This is a genomic window from Staphylococcus caeli, from assembly GCF_051413795.1.
Taxonomy (GTDB): domain Bacteria; phylum Bacillota; class Bacilli; order Staphylococcales; family Staphylococcaceae; genus Staphylococcus; species Staphylococcus caeli_A.
The window spans coordinates 1-26318 of sequence record NZ_JBOIRQ010000025.1 but is presented as its reverse complement, the minus strand read 5'-3'; the positions used below and the strand labels follow the sequence as shown (position 1 = coordinate 26318).

The window sequence follows — 26318 nt, the reverse complement described above, 5'->3', positions numbered from 1 at the left end:
CAATTTAATATCAATTCTCAAAATAAAATATAACAATTTTTAAAGGGTTTATATTTAATTGACAATTCTTTTTAACAATATTAGACTTGCTTGTATCTATAATAATTACAAGAAGAGAGACGTGAAAGGACTTACTTATGAATATATTATTAACAGGGGCTACCGGCCATTTAGGTATGCATATTACAAATCAAGCAATAAAACAAGAAATTAATAATTTTAGCATTGGCGTTAGAAACATCAATAAAGTCCCAAATTCATGGAATAAAGTGCTAGAAGTTAGAGAGTTAGACTATTTCAATCAAGAAAGTATGGTTAAAGCATTTGAAAATATAGATTTAGTTATTTTCATCCCAAGTATTATTCATCCCTCATACAATAGATTGCCTGAAGTTGAAAATTTGGTTAATGCTGCAAAAACAGCGAATGTAAACCATATTATGTTTATCGGTTACTATGCTGACCAACATAATAATCCTTTCCATATGAGCCCCTATTTTGGCTATGCGGAAAGATTACTTGCAAGTAGCGGCTTAAATTATACTTATGTTCGAATGGCAATGTATATGGACCCACTAGTTGACTATCTTCCTGAATTACAAAGGTTAGGAAAACTCATCTATCCGGTTGCTGACGGGAAAATCAATTATATTTCTCGAAATGATATCGCCAAAGGTGTTATTGCAATCGTAAATAATTCCAATCTTTTAGGGGAAGGTTATCTCTTATCAGGGCATACGTATTCTATGACAGAATTGGCAAATATTTTATCTGATATTGCAGGATCAGAAATCAAATATGCTCCCGTTTCCTTAGAAGATTTTGGTAATATGTACGATGAACCTGAAGGCTTTGGACCATTACTTGCTTCTATGTATAAGGCTGGTGCAATGGGATTATTAGAGCAAAACAGCTCAGATTTTGAACTATTGACAGGCGAACAACCTGAAACATTTGAACATTTTTTGCAACAACATGTTAAAAGGTAATATAAATTAACAGTTCTATATTTACCAAATATGCTTTAAATATAAAAAACCCTTGAGTCCCATGACTCAAGGGTTAATTTGATGGTTATTTATTATTTAATTCTAATTCTGTATTATTCGCTTCACGAATTTGCTTTAGTAATTGATAATCTTCAATAAGTGATTGACCATATGAAGGTATGATTTCTTTCAATTTAGGCTCCCATTGCTTAATTTGTTCTGGGAAATTTTTCTCAATAACTTCTAAAGCAACTGAGACTGAAGTAGAAGCACCTGGTGATTCACCTAACAATGCAATCACTGAATGGTCTTTCGAATTAACAACTTCTGTACCAAATTGAATGAATCCTCTACCATGTTCTTTCGTATCTTTGATAACTTGTACACGTTTGCCAGCTTGCATTATATCCCAGTCTTCATCTTTCGCATCAGGTACAAAGCGACGCAATTCTTTCATACGATCAGCCTTTTTAGCTAACACTTCTTGAACTGAATACTTAATTAGTGGGAAGTTCTTCGCTGCTGCTGATAACATTGTTACAACGTTACTTGTGTTAATAGATTTAAATAAGTCTAAATTAGAACCATTTTTCAAGAATTTAGGTCCAATTGCAGCGAATGGACCAAATAGTAGTGACTGCTCATCTTGAATATAACGTCTATCTAAGTGTGGAACAGTCATTGGTGGCGTGCCTTCTGGTTCCTTACCGTACACTTTCACTTCATGCTTAGCCACAACATCAGGGTTATTACATACTAAAAATTCGCCAGTAATCGGGAATCCACCTAAATGTTTGCTTTCTGGAATGCCAGTTTTTTGTAATAACGGAATTGCAGCTCCACCAGCTCCTATAAATAGATAATCAGTGATATGATGTTCTATTTTCTTAGTTTTTAGATCTTTTACTTTAACTTCCCATTTGCCATCTTTACGGCGACTAAAATCTTGGACTTCATGTCGATAGAAAAGTTCAGCATTTTCATGATCATTTAAATTTTTAGCCATTTTTCTAGTAAGTTCACCAAAGTTAACGTCCGTACCCTCGTCAATCTTACTAGCTGCCACAGTTTCGTTAGGATCGCGCCCCTCCATCATTAATGGCATCCACTCTTTTAACTTTTCATGATCTTCTGTATATTCAATACCTTTAAACATTGATAATGGTGACAAAGCTTCAAAACGTTTTTTCAAAAAGTTTACATTTTTATCACCTTGTACAAAACTAATATGCGGTAATGGGCGTATAAAAGCTTGCGGATTTTGAATTTGTTTACTCTTTACTAAATGAGACCAAAATTGTTTTGAAATTTCAAATTGCTCATTAATTTCTTTCGCTTTTTCAACATCGATTGAGCCATCTTTTTGTTCAACCGTATAATTTAATTCACATAATGCAGCATGTCCAGTACCAGCATTATGACGTTCATTAGAACTTTCAATTCCAGGTTTGTCGAGTCTTTCAAAAAGTTTAATATTCCATTCTGGTGCGAGTTCTTTTAACAATGTACCAAATGTCGTACTTAAAACACCAGCACCTATTAAAATAACGTCTTTTGAGTTTGAATCTCTCATCGCTGTTCCACCTTTCGTATTCACTTTTCAATATAAAATAGCAACTAATAATCGCATAAAAAATATGTTGCTCATGTCTGCTTCAAACGATGAACATACATAATACGGACTATCTATTAACATATTTTCTCGATAAATATCTCTCATACTATATGATAAAACAACCCTCAAAAATTGTAAATTATATATTACAAGTATATGAATGAATTTGAATTTAATATTCCTTTTTAGTAAAAATATTTATTCACTTATTTATAATGATATTATCTATTAACCGTGCCTTACTAAATTTAACTGCAAGTGAAATAAAGATATCACCAGCTATTTCATATTGCTCGACAAGTTCTGGATAACTATATATTGCAACAGTTTCTATATGACCACTCGTATGCTCCTCGATATAAGCACGTGTGGCTTTAATGATTGTCTCACTATTTCGCTCACCTTGATTATATAATGATTGTGCTAAACATAAACTTTGGTATAAATGCGCCGCTTCTATTCTTTCTGTCTGTGTTAAATATATGTTGCGCGAACTTTTCGCGAGGCCATCTGATTCTCTGACAATATCTACGCCAATGATTTCTATAGGATGATTAAAATCTTCTACCATTTTTTCTACTATAGCTAATTGTTGTGCATCTTTTTTCCCAAAATAGGCTTTATGTGGGCTAACGATATTAAATAATTTATTGACGACCGTTACGACACCATCGAAATGACCAGGTCGTTCAGCACCTTCTAATACGGTAGCTAAACGTCCAGCTTTCACCTCAATTGTTGGTTCGGCTGGATACATTTCCGCTTCACTTGGGTAAAATATGTAGTCAACACCTACTGAACTTGCTTTAGCCTTATCGCCTTCGATATCACGCGGGTATGATGATAAATCTTCATTTGGCCCAAATTGTAATGGATTTACAAAAATGCTGATCACAGTAATATCGTTTTTAGCTGCTGATAGAGACATCATCTTCAAGTGTCCTTCATGTAACGCTCCCATAGTTGGAACGAAACCAATCGTATGCTGTCTATCCTTATGATCATTTATAATATGTTTCATTTCATGGATTGTTTTAATTATTTTTATCATTCTATGACCTCATCCATTACTTGTTTTTTATATGTATGTGCTTCGCATGGAAATTGTAATGTTTTTACTTCTTGGTTATATTGTGCTAACGCATCCGTACCCATTGAGAAATCACCAAACTGTTTCACAAATTTCGCTTGGTGTTCGACTCCATAATTTAAAATATCGTGATATACCAATACTTGACCATCTGTGTCTTTGCCAGCTCCAATACCAATAACTGGAATTTCTAGTTTCTTAGAAATCTCACGTGCCAAGTCACTTGGTACAGCTTCTAAGACGAGCATAATTGCCCCCGCTTGTTGCACTGCATATGCATCTTCTATAAGTTGCAATGCCGCTTCTTTATTATTAGCTTGCATTTTATAACCCATAATACCAACGCTTTGCGGTGTTAATCCCAAGTGCGATACGACCGGAATGCCCATATTACTGCAATTTTTAATATACTGCGTCAAATGGGCACCTTCAGCTTTGATCGCATTTGCATTCGTTTGCTGGTAGAGTCTTATAGCATTTTCTAAATCATATTGCTCACTCACACCAACTGCTCCGAATGGTACATCGACTACAATATAAGTGTCAGGTGCACCACGTCTTGTTGCCTTTGCATGGTGTATGATATCTTCAACAGTTACTTGTACTGTACTGTCGTAACCTAAAACGGTCATCCCCAAAGAATCTCCAACAAGTATGATATCTATATTTGCCGCTTCAACTTGTTTAGCGCTTGGGTAATCATAGGCTGTCACCATTGAAATCTTTTCTTGATTAACTTTCATTGTTTGTAACTGTTTTAACGTTTTCAATTAAAATCAACTCCACAATTTGATATATTATTATTGTTATTCATATATTAACCAATCTTTTTAGAAAAGGAAATACAAAACATGACCAACATCGCCATCATTGGTCCCGGTGCAGTAGGTAGTACAATTGCATTTGACCTTAAACATTTGAATTCCCATTTACAATTACTCGGACGTCGCGCCGAAACGCTGCAATTTTACGCAAATGGTGATAAAAAGACAGCGTATACCTTAGATGTTTCACCACTTCATGCACACCATCAACCGGTTGATGTACTTTTTATTGCTGTAAAGATACCACAACTCGATTCTGTACTATCTGAATATAATCATTTGTTGCATCCAGAAACGATTATTATTTTGGCTCAAAATGGACAAGGGCAATTACCTAAATTTAATCATCCACATGTCTATCAAGGTGTCATTTACATTAGTGGCCAGAAAAAGGAGCGTGTTGTCACGCATTTTCGTGATCATAAGATTATATTAGAGCGTAATCCCCATACTCAAAAGCTAGCTGAATTGGTATCGGCTTCTCCACTCAATATAGAGCTTACTGAAGATATCAATAAAGCTATTTGGTATAAATTGCTCGTTAATTTAGCGATTAATAGCGTTACAGCATTGGGTCGTTCCACCGCTTCTGTGCTAGAAGTACCTGGTATTAAAACGCTTTGTAGGCAATTACTCTTGGAAGGTATAGCCATTGCTAAAGCGGAACATATCTTATTTGAGCATAACATTGTCGATGATATTCTTGAAATCTATGAAGGCTACCCTTCTAATATGGGGACCAGCATGTATTATGATATCCTGGCTAATAAACCGTTAGAAATAGAAGGCATTCAAGGCTATTTATTTTCGATAGCTAGAAAACACCAATTAGAAACACCAATACTTGATACAATCTACGCACTTTTGCTTGCACAACAACCAATACTAGACAAATAAAGCGCATACCAATAACTAGTATACGCTTTATTTATATAATGAAATTTGAATTTCTCTTTATTTAATTGTTAAAAGTTCATATACAGTTCATAAATAGGCATTATATTACAACCATAAACAATATGGAGGTAATAATAATGAAAAAATTAATGTATAGTTCTGCGTTTTACACACTTTTAGGATTATTAAGTGGGCTTTTCTATCGTGAAATGTCTAAAGCAGAAAACTTTACTGGATATTCACAATTAAATGTAACGCATACACACTTACTTGTACTTGGTACTATTATGTTTTTAATATTTATGGTCATCGAATACCAACTGAAATTAACAAAACATAAACAACTCTTTAATAGTTTCTTTTATATCTTTCACTTAGGCGTATTAGTCACTGTCGCAATGCAATTTGTCAACGGTATTGCTGCAATGAAAGGTTTCAGTGTGAGTCCTGCCATTGCAGGTATTGCAGGATTAGGACATATCATGATTACACTGGCGTTCATTTTATTCTTTGTCTTATTAAATAAACGTATCAATGCAGTTACAACCAAAAGTAAATAATTGCTAATAGACTATCTGTTTAAATCTTTCGTATAAGTATTTAGACAGATTTTTTATTTAGGCATAACCAACACAATGCCTAAAATTATAATAAATAAATATAACCACGCATCAAAACTTCTATTCGATGTAATTTTCATCAGAATTTTGCCAGCGATTACTGAACATATTAAAATAGGAACTGCTATGATAAAAATAGGCCATGTTTGATTAGTCCAAATTCCGCCCATTCCTTGCCCCATAACAACAAATATTGCTGTAATTAGAAAATGCGCTTGAATCGTGCTACTTAAAGTTTTAACTGACCATCTTGTCAAAGTACCATATATTACTATTGGTACGCCATGTGAGTTATAAAGACTTCCTAATACACCAGAAATCATTCCAGCAATGGCTCCCCATATCTTATTATGTAGTATAAATGGTTGCGTATTTTTAAATAATGTATTCTTTGAAAAAGCATAGGCGCCATAAAGTACTAAAAAGTAGCCTAACATTATTTGAATGTAATCAATATTTGCAAAGTTTAAAATCCATATACCGAGTGGCACACCAATTACACTTCCAACAAGCAATGTAATGAGTAATTGGTATTGGATACTTTTAAAATCTAAAAAAATGTTAAAAGCAGCTACTAAAACGCCCGCTAAACCAATCACAGAAATCGCAGTATGCAAATCCATGCCAATCAGCGCTAATAAAGGCATACTAACTAATGCTTCACCAAAGCCAAAATAAGTTCGGACGAACCCACCAAGGAATATTACAAATAATATTAAAATGTATTCATAATTCATAACTATCATCCCAATCATTACGATTTCATCGCAGCAAACTACAGTCAAAATAATTATAGAGTCCGGGACATAAATAAACGTCTCGGACTCACTTCCAATTAGGCAGTAGATGACTGAATTGAAAATGTAAAGTCTCACTGCTTAATTCATTAAGTTAGTGAGACTTATACCTGAGCTACAGCTCAGGTATACCTTTCAACTCTAGTCATCCTTGCCGGGGTGGGACTACGAAATCTTTATTAGAAAATTCGCTTTCTGTCCCACTCCCTCTACTCAATATCGATTTTATTATTTTGTCTTTCGTATGTCTATCCATTTCATATAAGTTGCTGTCTTCCATATATACTCCAACGGCCCTAATTTAAAGTACTTTAACCATATCACGCTGATTACAATTTGTGTGATATAAATAAACATACAAATCCATAATGTATCTACATAAGTCCAATGCGCCTCATTAAAGGTAATTAAAACCACATAAATCAGTAATGTTTGTCCAATATAATTTGTTAAAGCCATTCGTCCATAGTACTTTAAAGGAGCTAACAATCTATGAGTCCACGAAACATTCATTAATAAAATAAGACACGATGCATAAAATATGCTCATGAAAGGAGAGAAAATAAAAATCAAATGATTATAGTGATCAACGGCACTGATATATTTTTCTGAATTTTGTTGTTCCTGTGTTGTTAATAAATCGATTTGCGGTACAATATAATTTTTTTCTAGCATATACCAACCTAGTATGGATATTGCACCAGAAATCGTAGCAACAAGACCCCATAATTTTTTATGGTTTTCAAATTTGAAAATAAGGCCAAATTGAGCTGATGCTAAACCTAAAATAAAGTATGGCAATGGGGTCAAAATTTTCGCATTTAAATATAGCGTTAAAATTAGTATAATCAATCCAACTGCTAAGTTAACATATTTATTTAACTTAAAGAACGGAATTACAATTATGCCAAATATTGCATAGACCAATAATGCTTCACCTGGTTGTAATAACATGTGTAAACAACCAAATACAGCAAGTACGAAAATACGTCTAAGATATATAATATATTTATTTCCAGTCTTATACTCAGCTCTTTGCATAAAAATATAGAATCCTATACCAAATAAGTATGAAAATATGGCAAAGAATTTACTTTCTATAAAGAAATCTAAGAATTTTCTATAGGTAATATCCGAAGACAAATCTGACGCTCCTAGATTCGCTATTACAACAATGTTCACGAGTATAATACCTAATAAAGCAAAACCTCTTAAAAAATCTAATGTTTCTATTCTATTATTAATTTTCTGCAAGCCAATACTCCTTTGCTTTTTATCATTTAAAGCTACATGTTTATGTTTATCTTTATAGTTATTGTATTTTATCAAAGTAACCCTATCGTCACCCTATTTCTATGTGAAAATGATATGACAATTTTGTTATGAAAAAACAGCGAATTCTAATTAATTGAATTTGAATTCGCTGTTTCGTTTTAATTAAGGATGTACCTTAATATAATTTATTTTTTAAATTTGTACTCTATTATTTATAATCTATGACCATAGAAATCAATGTCCTATCTGTTCCGTTATTAATATAACTGTGTGCTATGTCTGACTTAAATCTCAAGGCATCACCTTTTTTTAACTCCAGTACTTCATTTTCTAAATGCATTTCTAATTGACCCTCAGTGATAATGATAGATTCCTCTGAGCCGGACAAATGCGGTTCAGATTGTAATGTTGCTCCTGGATCTAGCTCAACGTAAAAAAACTCAAATGATTTACTTTTTTCAAATGGAAAATATGGATAAACACGATACTTTCCTTCATCTTCAGTGACAGGCACAACTTCTTCCTTTTTCACTTGTATATAATCCGATTCGGCTTCACTCATTAAACTACTGAATGATAATTTTAGACCGTTACTTATTTTCCATACTGTGTTTATCGATGGAATTGTGTTCCCTTTTTCAATTTCATTCAATGAAGAGGTACTGACACCTGTTAATTTAGAGAGTTTCTCCAAGCTAATTTTGTTTTTCTTTCTATATAAATAAATGTTTTTAGCTACTATTTTATGAAATTCCATCATAATGACCCCTTTTGTAATTGACTTTCCACTAAAACGGATATAAAATCCTTTTAATAGGAAATATCCCGTAAAACGGAATATTCATCCAACTATTTCCATAATAACGGATAATGTGAGGAGAATGCAATTTGTTTATATCATTTATCATTTACACGTTTTTCATGAGTTATACACCTGGACCTAACAACTTATTAGCATTAGACGGTGCTTTACGTAGTGGTATGAAAGGGACTATGCACTTTTTATTTGGCATTTGCTTAGGCTTTTTAACACTATCACTATTATGTTTAATGTTCAGTGAATACATGGCTACATATTTTGACGGTTTTATTTTAATTATTAAAATTTTTGGTTTCTTTTATTTATTGTATCTTGCTTATTCAGTCTTTAAACATAAATCAGATACTGAAAAGCAGAATAGTAATTATCGCTTAAGAGATGGTTTATATCTTCAATATATGAATCCTAAAACAATTGTCTATGTACTCACAGCTATCGTGACGTATGTCACTACACAAAATATGAATTTATTATCTTCTTTGAGTTATACACTCATTATCGCTATCATCGGTGCTTCTGGTGCTGTTGCATGGGCAGCAATGGGACTTTGCTTTAAGAAAATATTATTGAAATATAATTCAATTTATAAAATTTCAATGTCTACTTGTCTTATTTTATTAGCATTTATGATACTTTTAGAGTAAATGCAATATTTGTAAAGGAGGTACATATGTTTTTAGCTTGGAATGAAATTAAAAGAAACAAATTGAAGTTCAGCCTTATTATAGGTGTCTTAATTATGATTAGTTACTTACTGTTTCTATTATCTGGATTAGCAAGTGGATTAATGAATATGAATCGCGAGGGTATCGATAAATGGCAAGCAGATGCTATTGTGTTAAATAAGGATGCGAACCAAACGGTCGAACAATCCCTATTTACCACAGATAATGTTTCAAATTCATTTAAAAAACAAACAACTCTGAAACAGTCTGGCGTTATTATTTCTAATGGCACACATGAAGAGAATACGCTATTATTTGGCGTTACCGATAAATCATTTTTAGTACCAAAAATGATTGAGGGAAAAAAATTTCATAAAGATAATGAAGTTATTGCAGACGAATCTTTAAAAGAAAAAGGCTTTAAGCTAGGTGATAAACTATCGCTATCACAATCTGATGAGAAATTAAAAATTGTTGGGTTTAGTGAAAGTGCAAAATACAATGCATCACCTGTGTTATTTTCTAATAACAATACAATTCAAAAATTAAACCCTTCCCTATCTTCAAATAAAACAAATGCAGTTATAGTCAAAGATGCAAATTGGCAAAAGAAATCTCTACCTAATAATTTAGAAGCTATCAAAATCGAAAACTTTATTAAAAACTTGCCAGGATATCAAGCACAAAATTTAACGCTTAACTTTATGATTATATTTTTATTTGTTATTTCTGCAACAGTAATCGGTATCTTCCTTTATGTAATAACACTACAAAAAACAAACCTTTTTGGTGTATTGAAAGCACAGGGATTTACAAATGGGTATCTAGCAAAAGTTGTATTATCTCAAACATTCATCATTGCTTTAATTGGTACTCTGATTGGTTTGATTTTAACTATAATTACGAGCGCCTTTTTACCATCTGTAGTTCCAATTAAATTTAGTATAGTGACGTTAATCATTTATGGTGTCGTACTCATTGCTGTTTCATTAATAGGCAGCCTTTTCTCAATTCTAACAATTAGAAAAGTAGATCCACTGAAAGCCATAGGATAATAAGGAGAATAGACATGCTAGAATTTAAAAATGTAACCAAAAGTTTCAAAGATGGAAATCAAATTATTGAAGCAGTTAAACCTACCACAATCAAATTTAATCAAAATGAGCTTATTGCGATTATTGGTCCTTCAGGATCTGGTAAAAGTACATTCTTAACTATGGCAGGTGCCTTACAAACACCCAGTTCCGGAGAAATCATTATAAATAATAAGCATATTTCTCAAATGTCGCAAAAAGCATTAGCACATACAAGAATGGAAGAAATTGGTTTTATTTTGCAATCTACAAATCTTGTTCCATTTTTAACTGTTAAACAACAATTTAAATTATTACAAAAACAAAAGAAAGACGTTATGTCTCAAGAAAGCTATACACAGCTCATGAATCAACTGAGTTTAAGCGATATTGTAAATAAACTGCCTAGCGAAATATCAGGTGGACAAAAGCAACGTGTAGCGATCGCGAAGGCGCTTTATACCAACCCTTCTCTAATATTAGCCGATGAACCAACCGCTTCTTTAGACACTGACAATGCTATGGAAGTCATGAATATCTTAAAAGAACAAACAGCTGAAAAAAATAAAGCTGGTATTGTCGTTACTCATGATGAACGTTTAACTAAATTCTGTGATCGTGTATGTCATATGGAAGATGGCGTTCTAAAAGCTAAATAAAACATGCCGTTACTTAATTGGTGCATCATCATTAAGTAACGGCATGTTTTTTATTAAATTATTAAATTCATTACTAGTATCAGACCCAGTCCAACAACAGATAACATTGTTTCTAATAAAGTCCATGTTAAAAATGTTTCTTTCATAGTTAAACCAAAGTATTCTTTAAACATCCAAAAACCTGCATCATTTACATGTGAACAAAATATACTCCCTGCTCCAATTGCTAATACTACCAATGAAATGTTTACATCAGTTGATTGTAATAACGGTAATACTATTCCAACTGAAGATATGGCCGCAACTGTAGTTGATCCTAATGCAGTACGTAACAATGCTGCTGCAAGCCAAGCTAATATAAGTGGTGACATCTCCGTTCCCTTAAATATCTCAGAAATAGTATCACCTACACCCCCATCGATAAGTATTTGTTTAAATGTACCGCCACCACCTATAATTAATATCAACATAGCAATCGGTGTTATCGCATTAGTTACTGTATCCATAATTTGCTTCATGTTTTGTTTTCTTCTAATTCCCATTGAATAAATCGCAAACAAAACTGCAATTAGCATCGCTGTAACAGAAGTTCCAATAAAATAAATGAAGCCTTCAACACCTTTTGCATGACCTTCTTCATTTCCTGTTATAAGTTGAACAACAGTGGCAAATAACATTAAAATAACTGGTAAAAGAGCTGTAAGTATACTTATACCAAAACTTGGAGAATTATCTTCATCCAACTCTTTTACTTCACCGACTGCAGCTTGATTTCCTTCTCTGCTAAAAGCATCCGGTGTCAATCTATACGCTATTTTGGGGAAAATACCCCCTACAATTATTGCTAATGGTATACCGATGATAAAACCGTACATTAACACGTGACCAATATTAGCATTCACAGCTTCAGATATTGCTACTGGTCCTGGATGCGGAGGTAAAAATCCATGTGTTACTGCAATCGATGTAGCCATTGGTAGACCAACTTTAAGATTTGAAATTTGCATTCTCTTAGCTAATGTAAATACTAAAGGTATTAATAAAACAAAAGCTACCTCTAAAAATAATGATATCCCTATAATAAATGATGCAATAATCATTGCCCAAGTTACATATTTTTTTCCAAACACATTGATTAGCGTGTCAGCAATACGTGTCGCTCCACCACCATCTGATAGTAATTTCCCTAATATTGAACCTAATCCAAAAATAATAGCAATATGTCCTAATGTGTCTCCCATACCTTTTTCAATAGTTTCAACAATTGAATCTAAAGGCATTCCAAGTAATATACCTGTAACCATCGAAGTAATAATTAATGAAATAAAAGTATTTAACTTAAACCACATAATCAGCATTAATAATATAATCACACCAATTACAACTGCGATGAGTGGCCAAAATTCTCCCAACATAAATCTCTCCCCTTTATATATCTATAGAATTCATTTTGTATACTTCAGTTAGTGTTTCATCATCTCCAATATTTCCCGGGAAAATAACATACGGCATTTGATTGTATTTCGCCTCATTACCAGTTAACCACACCGGTACACCTTTAGTTATTTGTCCAATAACCTGTGCTTTCTTTATATTTAAACCTTTTGTAGCAACATCACTTGAAGTTATGCCACCCTTAGCAATAATAAATCTTGGCTTTAGCGTTAAACCTTTAACGATTTCAACTAATGCGTTTGATATATTAGTTGAAATACTTAAATTATTAGATAAATCTTCTGTTCTAATAACATCTCTAGAAGTAAAAACTACGACATCTTTTTTTAATTTAAGTAACTTAATCACCCTATTAATCTGTTGTTTAATATATTCATCCAAATCTTGTCTAGTAACTGCTTTTACGTCGAATTCAATGGAAGTTATATTTGTATTTTCTAATAGGTGTTTTAGTTGCGCTGATGTTTTTTTAACGTGAGAACCAACAATTATTAATCCTCCATTTATTTGTGAACCATATTGCTTTAAATCAATGATCTCACCAGGCGTTTGACACATCGCTTTAACAAATGAAGCTGCAGTTCTAAACATAAATTTTTTATCATTATTCATTAAAAATGCTGTTAAACATGATACAAAATAGTCCATATCTTCATCATTTAATGCATCAACTACCACAGCATCAAAATTTGACACCTCATCCAAAACTTGATTTATTGATTTTCTATCTCGTTTACGTATCTGATTTAAAGTTATTCTTTTAACATCATTTGCTTTAATACTTCCTTTACTCTTTTCCTCAATAAAATCTGACATGGTTTTTGCCTTAAAACCAAATGTTGTGTCATTAGCAAACTCACTCTCAGAAACAGGAATATACGAATTAGATTCCTTAAGATAATGAATTCCATTATAAGTAAAACGATTACCTTCAAAAAATTCTGGCAAATAAAATACAGCATCAAAAGCGTTTTCTGAAGTATCACTTAAAATTTTTGGCTCAAGGTAAAAGTGGCCTCTTAATGTTGAGTCACCTCTACTTATAACAATATAAGGGGTATCTAATTGCTTAGAAACTTTCTCAATATTTCTACTGATCTCTTGATGTAAAATTGTTGTTTCCGCTTCATTTAATGCCCTGGAGTTTGTCAAAATATAAAACATGTTACTACTTTGTTTAAAGCCATTTTCAATCAATGATTCAGTCCATTCTGTGTATACTGGTAAATCTTTCACAGTTTGTGTACCAGTTGGATCATCATCTAGAACTATAATTTTATATTTGAATTCATCGAGATTTTTATCAAAATTATCGCCTATTGTTTCACTAATTAAGCTTGCATTTAACATTTTTTCACCTACATATTATTGATTTTTTCGAAATATTTTATGATACCTGAATGATCATTCATACCATTCCCCTGAGCTACTTCTGATTTATATATTTCTTTAACTTGATTTGCTAAAGGTAATGTCAAACCTACAGTATCAGCAGTAGAATTCACATTTTTCATATCTTTCATATTTATATTTATAGTTCCACCTGCTCTATAATCTTCTTTAATCATTTTAGGGAATTTAGCATCCATAACATTAGAGCCAGCTAGTCCACCTTTAATTGCTTCATACATACTCTCTAAATCTATATCAAATTTTTTCGCTAATACTACGGCTTCTGATAGTGCAGCAATATTTGTATTCACAATAATTTGATTCGCTAATTTCACAACGCTTCCAGCGCCGACATCTCCAACTCTAATAACAGATGATGCAATAGGAGATAATATTTGTTGTATTTCTTTCAAGTCTTTTTCTGCGCAGCCAATCATTACTGACAACTCTCCAGTAATTGCTAATGGTTCACCACCACTCACAGGCGCATCAATATATTTGATATTTTTTTCTTCTAGTATTTTACTGATTTCTAAAGATTCATTAGGTGTTAGTGAGCTTGTATCAATAATTGTTTTGACATTATTATTTATTTGCTTTGTTATAGCATGTTCCCCACTATAAAGCACTGATTTTACAATAGCGCCATTTGGCAACGAAGTTATAATACAATCTGCTTCTTTCGCCATCTCTTGGATAGAAACTACTACTGCTCCATCATTTGCTACTTCTATTTCTGCTTCTTTATTTAAATCATTTACCATTACTTCTACGTTACTTTTAAGTAAGTTTTTAACCATGGGTTTTCCCATAATACCTAGTCCAATAAATCCAATTTTCAATTTCAACACCCTTTCTGAAAACGTTTACAAATTAATTGTATACTATTATCTATAAAATGTATACATTTTATTACTGTTTTTTTTATAGTACACTTAATTTGATGAGGTGAAAAAATTGAATAACAATGAATTGACCATTTACCAAAAAATAAGAAATGATATTATTTCTGGTGATTTGAAGAAAAATGAAAAAATTACTGAAGCAAAATTAGCAAAAAAGTATGATGTTAGTAGAACCCCAATTCGAGAGGCATTAAAACAATTAGAATTAGAGTATTTTATTAAAGACTCTTATATTTTTATACCAACAACAGAAGAATATAGACAAATATTTGAAATGAGAATATTGTTAGAAACATATGCATTAAGAAAAGCAGCAATTGTATATACTAAATCAGATTTACATGAATTGGAATCTTACACTAATATTGATATCGATCACGAAAACGAACTTGAAATCATAGAAACTAATGATAAGTTTCATCAAAAAATAATTGCCGCTACTAAAAATCAATTTATATTAGATACCTATCAAAAATACAAAAGCTTTATCTATTTGTTCAGTCAAACCGTTATAAATCAACGAAGACCAGGGTTAATTGAAGAACATAAGGAAATTGTAGCTGCACTTTATAATAGAAATATTGATTTAGCTGTCACTTTATTAGAATCACATTTAAAAAAAGATTTAGATTTTAGCCTTTATTACTTAGATTTTAAAAAATAACGAATAGGTATATATTATTGCTAACAAGTATATTTTTTATACTCAATAACGTTTATTTATTTTTTAAATGGAAATGGGTATAAAGATTATAAATTTAAAATTTGGAGGGATTTCAATGACTATTACTGGTCATCACCACATCTCAATGTACACGAAAGATGCTCAATTGAATAAAGACTTTTATACCAACATCTTAGGATTACGCTTAGTTGAGAAATCTGTCAATCAAGATGATCCAACTATGTATCACTTATTCTTTGGTGATGAAATCGGTTCTGCTGGTACCTTGCTTAGCTTTTTTGAAATCCCTAATTTAGGAAAAAATCGACCAGGTACTAATAGTATTCATCGCCTATCATTACTTGTTCCAGATGAATCAGCATTAGAATATTTCGAAGTGCGTTTAAGCACCCATAATATAAATACGACACGAATGACTTATTTAAATCAGTCAGCACTCTTATTTAAAGATATCGATGGTTTAGAAATTATTTTACTTGCTAATGAACACTATCAACTACCGCAATCTTGGCGCAAAAACCCTTATTCAGAAATACCAACACAACATCAAATACTTGGCATGGGGCCAGTTGAACTACGTTTGCGTGATACACAACCAACCATAGATTTTTTGACACAAGCATTGCACTATACACCTCGAGAAGACACAGATGAAACAGTCATGACTTTAGATACTAATGGATTATATACTGACTTCGTTATAGTAGAACAAGAAGGAACGCGTGCACGACCAGGACAAGGATATGTGCATCACATTGCGGTCAATACACCAACAGATGACAATTTAAAAAACACGTTAGATACTATCAATCATAACCCAGGAAATAATAGTGGTATTATTGACCGTTACTTTTTCAAATCACTATATTATCGTCATAACCATATTTTGTATGAATTTGCTACGGAGCAACCTGGATTCACGGTGGATACGGACATCAAGGATTTAGGTAAACAACTCAATTTACCTGATTTTATGGAGCAACAAAGAGCTGAAATCGAAAAAAATTTACATGATTTATAAAGGATGATGCATAATGGCAATTTTAAAAATGAATGAAAATACACCATTAGAATTTGGGCTTTATTCTCTCGGAGACCACTTACTCAATCCAGAAAATGGTCAAAAAGTAAGTTATGAACGGCGTATTCAAGAATTAATTGAAGCAAGTCAATTAGCAGAACAAGCAGGTATTGATGTCTTTGGTATAGGCGAAAGCCACCAAGAACATTTTACTACACAAGCCCATACAGTCGTATTAGGTGCGATTGCTCAAGCCACTAAAACAATTAAAGTCTCTAGCTCTTCTTCAATCATTAGTGCTGCCGATCCTGTCAGAGTCTTTGAAGACTTCGCAACGTTAGATTTAATTTCTCACGGACGTGCAGAAATTGTTGCTGGTCGCGCTTCACGTACTGGTATTTTTGACTTATTTGGTTTGGATTTAAACCATTATGATGAACTTTATGAAGAAAAGCTTAATTTGTTAATGGAGCTTAATCAAACAGATAAAATTACATGGTCTGGTCAATTTAGACCTGATTTAAAAAACATGAAAATATTCCCTAGACCTATCGATAATTCGTTACCAATATGGCGTGCAGTTGGTGGTCAACCTGCAAGTGCTATCAAAGCTGGTCGTCAAGGTATTCCAATGATGATCACTACATTAGGTGGTCCCGCAATGACTTTCAAAAACGCCGTTGATGCTTATAGAGAAACTGCAGAAGAACACGGCTTCAATACTTCACCCGAGTCTTTGCCAGTCTCAACAGCAAGCTTGTTCTATACTGCTAATACGACGCAAGATGCCTTACGTGAGTTCTATCCTCACTTAAATGTGGGAATGTCCTTTATAAGAGGCGCTGGCTATCCAAAACAACAATTTGCAAATGCACCAGACCATAGAGATGCATTAATGGTTGGAAGTCCTCAACAAATTATTGAAAAAATTCTTTACCAGCACGAACTTTACCAGCACCAAAGATTTATGGCTCAAATCGATTTTGGCGGTGTACCTTTCGAGAAAATCATGAAAAACATTGAACTTATCGGTAATGAAATAATCCCAGGTGTTAAAAAGCATTTGAAAAATTAGGAGGTAACAAATGAATATTGTATTACTTTCCGGATCAACTGTTGGTTCAAAGACAAGTACTGCTATGAAGTACCTACAATCTGAAATAAGTCATGTAGCATCTGAACATCAAGTCCAATTTTTCGACTTAAAAGATTTAGATTTATCATTTAGTGATGGCCGCAATTATTTAGATTATTCAGGTGACACTCTAGCGTTAACGACTGCACTCATGCAAGCAGATGTTATTTTCATAGGATTTCCAATATTTCAAGCTTCAATACCAGGCACGTTAAAAAATGTTTTCGACTTACTCCCAGTGAACGCATTTAGAGACAAGGTTGTAGGTATTATTGCGACGGCAGGTTCAGCAAAACACTATTTAATTCCTGAAACTCAGCTGAAACCTATTTTAGGCTATATGAAAGCACAAATCATACAAACTTATGTATTTATAGAAGAACGTAACTTTTCACAAGGCACAATTGTAAATGATGATATCTTATTTAGATTGAATGCTTTAACAACTTCAACGCTACGTGTAGCAAAAGTATATGCCCAAGTACTTGAAGAAGAAAATGATCAATATGATTTTTAATGTTTAATGTTATGACACAATCGTTCCAATTTGGTGCGATTGTGTTTTTTTATAAAAATAGGACAGTTTAACAGACTTAGAAACATATCTTTAAGTCCGTCAAACTGCCCAAAATCATTATTTTAGATATATGTAATATATACAGTTTACTTAATTTAATTTGTTAGTTACTAAACCCTGTACAGGGTCAAAAATCGTCATTTCATCTTGCATAATCAGTGCTTCAGTTAACTCTAATTCTGTTATTTCATTCGTATCATACCATTTAATATATAAAGTTCGTGTCGTTAAATTCAATACTGTTTGATACAACGTATAATGTATACCTTCATTTTCATCTAAAACAGCGCCTTTGGGAATACTGACACCATCTAATAATTTAAATGCATCGAGCACATCATATGTGGGATTACTGCTACCTATTAGATTATGTTTTAAATATGCCATACGGACAAAACGCTCGGACGAAGTAAATCCACCTGGCAGACCAAACGTACCTCCTTCATTACCGAGAGAGCCTATCGATTGACCTAATAACACCTTGTTTGATGGTTTGTGAGGAGTTAGTTGTGCATAATTTCTTAAATTTTCATAATGCCATTTCAAATCCGGGTTATTCGTCAACACACCTAATGGATTTTCATTGATGACAATTTGACCTTCATTAAAAGTAAGTTCCACAGTACGTCCTGTCTCATCCGTAATATGATAATGTATGGGCGGAACTTCATCAATGTCATTTAATACATGTCCAACAACATTAACTGATGGCGCATTTTGAATTATATCCTCAACATTTTTATTATAGCCAAGTATCCAAATAATCACTTCGCTTTGTGCGATATTCATGTAACCTTTACGTGGTCCTGTCGCATAAGAAGCATACCCTCTGAAGTATTGTATCGATGTACCAAGACCATGTTCATTCACACCATCTCCAAAGAGAAAGCCCTCCATGTCACAACCTGATCCAATAAACCCGTATTTTGTTTCTCCCTTATAAGCAACACGTGATTCCCAATAATAATGTCTTGGTTGTACTGCAGGAAACCCTTCAAGTTCATGCACAAAATCCATTGTTCGGCCTAATAGAACTTGCTTATTTTTTGATAAAAATGAAAAGCCTGTACACATCTTTTTGCCCCCTTTACATAAGCACTATTTATATATTTGATTGAATGATGAAGTTTGAAAAAAGTTGTTAATCTCTAATATATTCACATACACGTTGTTGTTTTAATGAAGTTTGAACATCAATGATACGTTGATTTAATGAACCTTTATATGGCAAGTTAGGTTTATATAGGTGATTAATGAAAGGACCATCTATGAGTATATCAATGTGCTTCAGCAAGGAGCTTCTTTCACCAGTATCTTGTACGAGATACTCAAACAAAAAACCTGTCCATACCCATATTGATTTAGTCTTCCCGAATCGTAGTCTAAATTTTTGAACACATTGTAATGTAATATCCACATTACAAAATGGTTCTCCACCCAATATGCTTAATCCAGAAATATAATTCGGCTCACAAGCCTCCATCACTTCTTCTAGTATATCTTGATTAAAAGACTCACCATATTTAAAATTCTGAGCAACCACATTATAACAATTTTTACAGGCAAACGGGCACCCTGAAACATATAAACTGCATCGTACGCCTTCACCATCCACAAAGCTTTGAGATTCTATTTTAGCAACATGCCCCTGTCCATGTGTGATATCTAACCACTTCATATAGTTGTATCCTTCAAATGTTTGACTCGTGCACACATTTCTTTATGACGCCCTTCTATAGTTGGGCGTTGCACAGGGTTACCGAGATAGCCACATGTCCGTTTCACCACGTCTACTGTTTTAGGATCAGCGTTGCCACATTCAGGACATTGATATCCCGTTGACGTCGTATCAAAATCCCCTTCAAATCCACATTTACGGCAATGATCAATTGGAATATTCGTACCTAAATAGCTCACCTTATCATATGAATAGTCCCATACTGCTTCAAGTGCCTTTAAGTTGTGGTTCAATTTTGGATATTCACAATAATGAATATAACCACCACTTGCATAAATTGGATAATCTTTTTCGAAATCAATTTTCTCAAAAGGAGTAACATCTTTGCGTACATCATAGTGAAATGAATTTTGGTAATAGCCTTTATCAGTAATATCTGCAATTTCACCGAATTGCTCACGGTCTAATCTACAGAAACGATCAGTCAATGATTCACTTGGCGTGCTATAAATACTAAACCAAATATCATATGTATCTGTCCATTTTAATTGATATTCTTTCATCACTTTCAGTATATCCAATGTAAAGGCTTTAGCTTTAGAAAGTTTTTCCCAATCAGGTCCATAGAATACTGTTGCAGCCTCGTATAATCCAATATATCCCATAGATAAAGTGGCGCGTTGACCTTTAAAAATATCTATTATATGGTCATTATCATTCAAACGATATTTAAATGCTCCATTTTTGTATAGGATGGGTGCATTCTCTGGAGTTGCTTGTGTAATGCGTTCAATTCGATAAACAAGTGCGTCGTGCATAATTGCCATACGCTTATGAAAAATCTTCCAAAACACTTCTATGTCACCTTTAGATTCAATTGCAATTCTTGGAATATTGAGCGTAACTACTCCCAAATTACAACGTCCATTATTTTCAAAATGACCTTCTGCATCTTTCCAAGCTGGTAAAAATGAGCGACATCCCATAGGTGCTTTAAAATCTCCTAATAATTCAACTGTTTTATCATAGTTCAAAATATCAGGGTACATCCGCTTCGTAGAGCATTCTAATGCTAACTGTTTAATATCATAATTTGGATCTGTTTCACTGAAATTTACACCTTTTTTAATAGAAAATACTAATTTGGGAAAAATAGCCGTAATGCGATCTTTGCCTAATCCTTTGATTCGAGTACGTAATATAGCTTTCTGCACTTTACGACTATATTTATCTACACCTAGTCCAAAACCCAGTGTCACAAATGGCGTTTGCCCATTGGACGTATACAGTGTATTAATTTCATACTCTAAACTTTCTATCGCATCGCCAATATCACTAGTTACACGATCATCAACATAAGCATCTATATCTTCTGGAGCAATAAATTTCTCAGCGATTTGGTGATGTTTTATTTCATTAAATTCAGCATATTTACTCAACAATTCATCAACGCGATCAATCGTGCATCCACCATACTGACTACTTGATACATTGGCTATGATTTGAACGAGTTGTGCTGAAGCCGTTTGAATAGATTTTGGAGAAGTCACCGTGGCATTACCAATTTGAAACCCCTGTTCTAACATACTTTCAGCATCGATTAAGCAACAATTCGTCAGTGGTTGGAATGGATGATAATCTAAATCATGAAAATGTATTTCACCGCGTTTATGTGCTTGAGCGACATGTTCTGGTAATAAATAATTTAAAGCATAGGATTTTGAAACTACACCTGCCGTTAAATCCCTCATTGTGGAAAATGTCGCACTATCCTTATTCGCATTTTCATTAACAACCGTGGGATCTTTAGTAATAAGGTTTTTTAAATCCTGTTCTAATTTGTTCATTTTACCCCTCTTTTTCTACATATAGTATTTTATTAAAATATAAACCACTATATATTGTGTTTCAAATACAAGGATAGTCGTTAACAAAATTGTCATAGCTTTGTTAAAAGTTCATGAACATTAAATTGCTCTAGATATTTTTAAAGAGCAACTACTTCATTAAAGAAGCCTAGCTGCTCTTGTGTAAATACGCTATTATTTATGATTTGTTTGAATTTTATTCTCATCGATCGAAAAATAAGACTCCAGTATCACTTAATTACTATATTTTTAAAACAAAATTCTAGAAAGATAAATCACAATAACCACTGTTATTGCACTGAGCAGCGTAGAAAGAAATACAAGTTCTGCAGCAAGTTCTGGATGATTATCATATTCTTGAGCAATTACTGAACTGTTTACCGATGTTGGCATTGCAGACGCAATGAATAATGTTTGTGCAATGATACCTTCAATCCCCATTATTTTAATTATAATGAGTGCGATAAACGGTCCTATTATTAATCTTATAAAGACATAAATATATGACTTAGACCACTTAATGCTAAATTTAATTTTTGATATTTGTGCACCTACCATTAATAAAGCAATGGCAATCATTGCATCTGAAACATAATTAGCCGGTGTCCAAATAAACTCTGGTATCGGCACATTGGCATAATTTAATACGATAGCGAGTAACAATGCATAAAGTACAGGCATTTTAAAGTAACCTAGCAACGCCTTCAATTTACCAATATATAACGATTGAATTGCAAACACACCATATGAAAAAGTAAAAATATTTTGCAAAGATAATACAATAACCTGTACCGACATTGCTAAAGGATCGCCTTTGAATACAAGATCATTTACAGGTACACCATAATTTCCAGAATTAAAAAACATTAAACTATTTGTAAGTGTAGTTGCTTCCCCTTTATCCGTTTTACGAAGCATAGCAATCCCTTTACCTATCATAAATAAGACAATCATATATATGATAAAAAACATCACAATATATAGTAATAAACTTATTGCGAAATCCGTTTTATAAAATTTAACAAAAATAAAGCCAGGGACAAATACATAAATGTTTAACTTCGCTAATGTATTTAAATCTAAAGAGAATTTCTTTTGTATGATAAATCCAAGCAGTATCATAATGAAAATAGGCAGGAGTACAGTCTGCAAGATGTAAAACATTTCACTCATAATGTGCCCTCCTTTAATTATTAATCATGACATTTTTATTTCTGTATTTTGTCTGTTCTTAATTATTTGATTTCTTTTATCATATCAGAAGATTAATGATTTTACTGATACAGTTTATTACTTCTCCATTGTTTCACGTAAAACAATATATAAATCAACTACTGTTTACAAAAGATAAGACTACCTTCAGTGTACAGTCACTCGTCGGTCAGTCTTACCTCTATAAGTATTAGATGAAAATATAAAAAGGAGCAGGACAGAAACCTAATTTACTAAAAAGGTTTCATCGTCCTGCCCTATAAAGGAAACAGACTAAGACTATTTTAATGTCCTAGGATAATTTTAACTATTTATTTTTTTTATTACGCTTTTTCTCTTCTAATACAGCCATCACTATAAACCCAACTACTAATAGTGGTGACAACATGATTAAAACCATCATTTCACTACACCTCTTTTGCTCTAATAAGAAGTTTACTTTTTGAAGTTATTAAAACTCACAACATTTTTATCAGTCCGCTTAAGATTTTTATATTCTTCTGAATTATGACCACGATATATCCATTTTCTAATTTGCGGAATGATTTTATTTAAAAATTTATCCCGTTTTGTTCTAGGCATTTTAGTGATAATATGATTTTCTTCAAAATTTTGCAAATACAACTTTACATGTGCTTCATTGACTGACGACGATATCATGGTTAGTAAAAATACTTCCATCTCGTCTTGATTTGTCTTATCTTTATCAATTAAATGTTGTTTAAACAATTTAGAGAATCCTTGCATTTCAAGTGTTTGATAAATATCACTATAACCTGTTATAACCTTAAATTCTTCATAATTTTGAGGCACGAAATAAGGTACATCTAAAATAAATGTTAAATATTCTTGAATATCATCCATAATGAATGGGTGTACAATGTAATTCTTATATATTAATCCTTCTCCTTCTAAATCAAATAATCCTTTTAATTCATTTTTAGAGACTTCTATATTTAAATACATATTTATAAGTTTTTGCATATGCTTCATTTCTACTACACCATATATTTGTAATGCACGTTGCACACATTCTATAATTTCATAGTTTGTTTGCGGAACTTGAACACTCTCTATTTTTGATTGTACATCAAAATTTTCCTCTAAATATGTCTTTACATCAGATGGCAATACTCCAATAATAGATCCAAATCGATCAAATATACCGACAATAAATGGGAATAATTCTAAACTATCCATATTTACATCTTTAATACTATTTCTATCTGATGCTAATAATTCATATAATACTGCAACCGAAAAATCATCATCTAAAATACTTGCAGCTATATCTTTACTTTCAAAAAACTTGTTTGATATAAGTTCGCATAAACCATTTTTATTTTTGGTAGAAAAACCTTTAATTGAGTATAGTCTACAAATATCTTTCAATTCTTCATTACTGTATAATTCAAGCAATTCCATTAATGTGATATCTTTCAAATTTTCTCTGAATTCATCATTTAATACCAGCCCTCTTACTGTTTGTCTTTGATCTTCAGATAGTACCTCTAGCGCTGGATATTTTAAGTCTAATACAATTTCATTATAAGCATTAATCAATTCGGGGCTAACTGTGTATAAATCATCATCAATTCTATATAATAAATTATACTTTTTTAACACTTTCATTTGATTGGCTTCATCTTGAATTAATAAAATTGGATTGGGTCTCTCTTTTAACAAATTTTCTATTATAGTACTTTCTTTTTTACTAAATTCATTATTTATTTCATGCATTATTCCAATATTAATTTCAAACATTGTTTCATTACCAAGTTTCAAATCCATTTCTACAATTTGTGAAGCATCATATACAGTTACTGATTCAGGTAATTTGAACATCAATTTCACCTCTTTTTATAACTATTATTATATATATCATATAACATCAATGAATGTACGCCAATAAAAATATGATATATAAAAGGGATTGCCTATATACTAGACAATCCCTTTCACTGAATTAATATTTATATGGATCTTCTTGAACTTTTTTAGATCTTTCATCTAAATCATCAAAATCTTTTAAATCTTGGTTTTTATCTTGAGATGTTGAGTATTCATCTTTAATTGTTTCTTGTTCTCTTTTCTTTTGGTCCTCTGATAACACAAATGAATTATTGTGCTCATTTACTTGTGAACCATCTTTGATATAAGGGTTATAGTTACCCTCTTCATCTTTATCGTATATAGGTGCTTTCGGTTTTCTTACTAATAGCATAATACCAGCAACAAGCCATAAAATTGCATTAATCCAACTACCTACTAAAGAAATTACACCTACGACAATAAGTAATATACCCGCAACTTTGGATTTTTTACCAATTAAGAACGCAGCAATAACAGCAACGATTAGTAAGATAATACCTACTATAAGTGCTACTACCATCAAACCACTTAACACATTAAATATATCTGTGCCATCTTGATATGAGAAGGTACTATCTTCCTCCATCATTCCTTGAATAAATGAATCCTTAATTTCACTATTTCCCATGAGCGGCATCGCAATTGCTATGAATACAACACCTAGTAATTGTAATACGATACCAATCCACGTTAATACGCGCTCTATCGTTCTTTTCATCATAATACGCCTCCTTATGTTCCTTTAAAATAATTTAAGACAAAAAACTTATAACTATTATTTTTCAAAATATTTAATTGTATACTTAATTATACTAATTGTGTATATTGAAGTCCATGCTTTCAAAGCTTTTATGTCAATAAACTTAAAAACTCCTTTACTAACTATGGCCCGCATTAAAAAATGAAGAGGCTGGGACATAAATCCCAATCTCAAAAAAGAGGGCTAATCCTTATATGGATTGGTCCTCTTTATATTTAAAATCTTACGATTTTGTCCGTGCATGCTTGCCTGGGGTATGGATCGAGCCAGTAGTCTCTCACTCATACTATTCCCCTAGGCGTCAGCACGTTACAAAATCGGTACAATATATATTTTGCTATTCAAAAAATAAGGCCCTTTCGTATAATTTAATAAACACTACTAAACTAAATTAACGAGGTGCCTTATGTATAAAAATTATAACATGACTCAAC

The 26318-nt window shown here is 32.4% G+C and carries 25 protein-coding genes; 10 read left to right on the top strand and 15 right to left on the bottom strand.

The features are described 5' to 3' along the window. Positions 1-137: 137 nt before the first annotated feature. Positions 138-989, top strand: a complete 852-nt coding sequence (locus ACSULM_RS11110) for an SDR family oxidoreductase (protein WP_436862730.1) — start codon at positions 138-140, stop codon at positions 987-989. 85 nt (positions 990-1074) lie between these two features. Here the strand turns inward: ACSULM_RS11110 and mqo are convergent, their stop codons facing one another. The 3 genes from mqo to panB all read right to left on the bottom strand — a co-directional run bounded on the left by mqo (position 1075) and on the right by panB (position 4464). Next, positions 1075-2562, bottom strand: coding sequence for a malate dehydrogenase (quinone) (mqo, locus tag ACSULM_RS11105; protein ID WP_436862727.1), 1488 nt, complete (start codon positions 2560-2562; stop codon positions 1075-1077). Positions 2563-2806: 244 nt separating this feature from the next. Continuing rightward, entirely contained in the window at positions 2807-3655 is an 849-nt protein-coding gene (gene panC, locus ACSULM_RS11100; RefSeq protein WP_436862724.1) for a pantoate--beta-alanine ligase, read from the bottom strand. Continuing rightward, on the bottom strand, positions 3652-4464 hold the full coding sequence (gene panB, locus ACSULM_RS11095) for a 3-methyl-2-oxobutanoate hydroxymethyltransferase (RefSeq protein ID WP_436862722.1): 813 nt from the start codon (positions 4462-4464) through the stop codon (positions 3652-3654). Before panB ends, panC begins: the two co-directional genes overlap by 4 nt. Before the next feature lie 81 nt (positions 4465-4545). Here panB and ACSULM_RS11090 point away from each other — a divergent pair, with 81 nt between their 5' ends. Continuing rightward, the gene (locus ACSULM_RS11090; RefSeq protein ID WP_436862720.1) at positions 4546-5415 is read left to right on the top strand and encodes an oxidoreductase; all 870 of its coding nucleotides are present in this window, start codon (positions 4546-4548) and stop codon (positions 5413-5415) included. Positions 5416-5552: 137 nt separating this feature from the next. Continuing rightward, the gene (locus tag ACSULM_RS11085; RefSeq protein ID WP_436862717.1) at positions 5553-5975 is read left to right on the top strand and encodes a DUF2871 domain-containing protein; all 423 of its coding nucleotides are present in this window, start codon (positions 5553-5555) and stop codon (positions 5973-5975) included. Between the two features lie 53 nt (positions 5976-6028). Here ACSULM_RS11085 and ACSULM_RS11080 read toward each other — a convergent pair whose 3' ends face one another. The 3 genes from ACSULM_RS11080 to ACSULM_RS11070 all read right to left on the bottom strand — a co-directional run bounded on the left by ACSULM_RS11080 (position 6029) and on the right by ACSULM_RS11070 (position 8864). Beyond that, on the bottom strand, positions 6029-6772 hold the full coding sequence (locus ACSULM_RS11080; RefSeq protein ID WP_436862715.1) for a sulfite exporter TauE/SafE family protein: 744 nt from the start codon (positions 6770-6772) through the stop codon (positions 6029-6031). Positions 6773-7060: 288 nt separating this feature from the next. Further along, a complete protein-coding gene (locus ACSULM_RS11075) occupies positions 7061-8086 on the bottom strand; it encodes a DUF418 domain-containing protein (RefSeq protein WP_436862713.1) in 1026 nt (341 codons plus the stop codon). Between the two features lie 229 nt (positions 8087-8315). Beyond that, positions 8316-8864, bottom strand: coding sequence for a helix-turn-helix domain-containing protein (locus ACSULM_RS11070; protein ID WP_436855965.1), 549 nt, complete (start codon positions 8862-8864; stop codon positions 8316-8318). Positions 8865-8995: 131 nt separating this feature from the next. Between ACSULM_RS11070 and ACSULM_RS11065 the strand changes: the two genes are divergently transcribed. Genes ACSULM_RS11065 through ACSULM_RS11055 form a run of 3 tightly spaced genes read left to right on the top strand, consistent with a single transcriptional unit; the run spans position 8996 to position 11324 of the window. Next, on the top strand, positions 8996-9571 hold the full coding sequence (locus tag ACSULM_RS11065; RefSeq protein ID WP_436862710.1) for a LysE family transporter: 576 nt from the start codon (positions 8996-8998) through the stop codon (positions 9569-9571). Positions 9572-9597: 26 nt separating this feature from the next. Further along, entirely contained in the window at positions 9598-10647 is a 1050-nt protein-coding gene (locus ACSULM_RS11060) for an ABC transporter permease (protein WP_436862708.1), read from the top strand. A 14-nt stretch (positions 10648-10661) separates the two neighbouring features. Beyond that, positions 10662-11324: an ABC transporter ATP-binding protein gene (locus ACSULM_RS11055; protein WP_436862706.1), complete on the top strand. Its 663-nt coding sequence runs from the start codon at positions 10662-10664 to the stop codon at positions 11322-11324. A gap of 53 nt (positions 11325-11377) precedes the next feature. On the opposite strand, the gene ACSULM_RS11050 is transcribed toward ACSULM_RS11055, so the two are convergent. The 3 genes from ACSULM_RS11050 to ACSULM_RS11040 are packed head-to-tail and all read right to left on the bottom strand — an operon-like array spanning position 11378 to position 15022. Beyond that, positions 11378-12739 carry a gluconate:H+ symporter gene (locus ACSULM_RS11050; protein WP_069995506.1) on the bottom strand — a complete coding sequence of 454 codons (1362 nt, stop codon included), beginning with the start codon at positions 12737-12739 and terminating at the stop codon, positions 11378-11380. A gap of 13 nt (positions 12740-12752) precedes the next feature. Next, positions 12753-14129 (bottom strand): four-carbon acid sugar kinase family protein, encoded by a 1377-nt coding sequence (locus tag ACSULM_RS11045; protein WP_436862704.1) that lies wholly within the window; start codon positions 14127-14129, stop codon positions 12753-12755. Positions 14130-14137: 8 nt separating this feature from the next. After that, entirely contained in the window at positions 14138-15022 is an 885-nt protein-coding gene (locus tag ACSULM_RS11040; RefSeq protein ID WP_436862702.1) for an NAD(P)-binding domain-containing protein, read from the bottom strand. Between the two features lie 106 nt (positions 15023-15128). Here ACSULM_RS11040 and ACSULM_RS11035 point away from each other — a divergent pair, with 106 nt between their 5' ends. The 4 genes from ACSULM_RS11035 (at position 15129) to ACSULM_RS11020 (ending at position 18434) form a co-directional block, all read left to right on the top strand. After that, positions 15129-15740: a GntR family transcriptional regulator gene (locus ACSULM_RS11035; RefSeq protein WP_436862699.1), complete on the top strand. Its 612-nt coding sequence runs from the start codon at positions 15129-15131 to the stop codon at positions 15738-15740. A gap of 115 nt (positions 15741-15855) precedes the next feature. Next, on the top strand, positions 15856-16782 hold the full coding sequence (locus tag ACSULM_RS11030) for a VOC family protein (RefSeq protein WP_436862698.1): 927 nt from the start codon (positions 15856-15858) through the stop codon (positions 16780-16782). A gap of 13 nt (positions 16783-16795) precedes the next feature. Continuing rightward, positions 16796-17857: an LLM class flavin-dependent oxidoreductase gene (locus ACSULM_RS11025; RefSeq protein WP_436862695.1), complete on the top strand. Its 1062-nt coding sequence runs from the start codon at positions 16796-16798 to the stop codon at positions 17855-17857. 10 nt (positions 17858-17867) lie between these two features. Further along, positions 17868-18434: an NADPH-dependent FMN reductase gene (locus ACSULM_RS11020; protein ID WP_436862693.1), complete on the top strand. Its 567-nt coding sequence runs from the start codon at positions 17868-17870 to the stop codon at positions 18432-18434. Between the two features lie 150 nt (positions 18435-18584). Here ACSULM_RS11020 and ACSULM_RS11015 read toward each other — a convergent pair whose 3' ends face one another. From ACSULM_RS11015 to ACSULM_RS10990, 6 genes are all read right to left on the bottom strand, one after another. Continuing rightward, complete coding sequence (locus tag ACSULM_RS11015) at positions 18585-19568, bottom strand: choloylglycine hydrolase family protein (RefSeq protein WP_436862690.1); 984 nt, start codon at positions 19566-19568, stop codon at positions 18585-18587. 67 nt (positions 19569-19635) lie between these two features. Further along, positions 19636-20172 (bottom strand): anaerobic ribonucleoside-triphosphate reductase activating protein, encoded by a 537-nt coding sequence (nrdG, locus tag ACSULM_RS11010; protein ID WP_436862687.1) that lies wholly within the window; start codon positions 20170-20172, stop codon positions 19636-19638. Further along, positions 20169-22019, bottom strand: a complete 1851-nt coding sequence (gene nrdD, locus ACSULM_RS11005) for an anaerobic ribonucleoside-triphosphate reductase (protein ID WP_436862685.1) — start codon at positions 22017-22019, stop codon at positions 20169-20171. The genes nrdG and nrdD overlap by 4 nt, the downstream gene beginning before the upstream one ends. A 270-nt stretch (positions 22020-22289) precedes the next feature. Further along, positions 22290-23213, bottom strand: coding sequence for an AEC family transporter (locus ACSULM_RS11000; protein ID WP_436862683.1), 924 nt, complete (start codon positions 23211-23213; stop codon positions 22290-22292). A gap of 474 nt (positions 23214-23687) precedes the next feature. Then, entirely contained in the window at positions 23688-25097 is a 1410-nt protein-coding gene (locus ACSULM_RS10995; RefSeq protein WP_436862681.1) for a hypothetical protein, read from the bottom strand. 121 nt (positions 25098-25218) lie between these two features. Beyond that, a complete protein-coding gene (locus ACSULM_RS10990; RefSeq protein ID WP_436862679.1) occupies positions 25219-25845 on the bottom strand; it encodes a DUF4064 domain-containing protein in 627 nt (208 codons plus the stop codon). Positions 25846-26318: the final 473 nt, after the last annotated feature.